This window comes from Ruegeria sp. N7 (genome assembly GCF_056531345.1).
Genome location: NZ_JBQFLR010000059.1, coordinates 1 through 528, shown reverse-complemented (window position 1 = coordinate 528; position 528 = coordinate 1). Strand labels below are relative to the sequence as shown.

The following is a 528-nucleotide window of genomic DNA, read 5'->3' as shown; positions in this document are numbered from 1 at the left end:
CCAGGATCGCCATGGTGCCGTAGATCGCATTGAACGGATTGGACGGGTTGTTGAAGAAGAAGATATACGACAGTCCCAGAACCATGCCCGGAATGGCCATCGGCAGCATGGCGAACATCTGAAAGATCGACCGTCCGGTTTTGAAGCCGTTCGATTTTTCCACCAGATACGCCCCGAAGAAGACAACCGTCGTGCCGATCACCGCCGTCAGGAAAGCCAGTTTGATCGAGTTGAAATACGATCCCCAGCCGCCGCCATCCATCTTGTCGAACTGGTAATTCTTGAGGCTCAGGCTCAGATCGTAGGGCCAGAACTTGATCAACGCCGCAAACTGACACACGGCCAGAAGACCAACAATGAACAGGCCGATCAAACTGCAGTAGATCAGGAATATGCGATCAGTCTTTGGGTTTGGTGTTGCCTGATATGGAACCGAGCGCGCAGACAGCAGCGCCACCTGCTTGGACTGAACCATCCGGTCGATGGCAAAAGCCAGAATTGCGGGGATGACCAGAACCACCGAGACCA

1 pseudogene is annotated in these 528 nt (G+C 54.0%); it reads right to left on the bottom strand.

Going from position 1 to position 528, the window contains the following annotated elements:
- Positions 1-528 (bottom strand): annotated as a pseudogene (locus ACR0ES_RS20185) (putative 2-aminoethylphosphonate ABC transporter permease subunit); the annotation flags it as partial.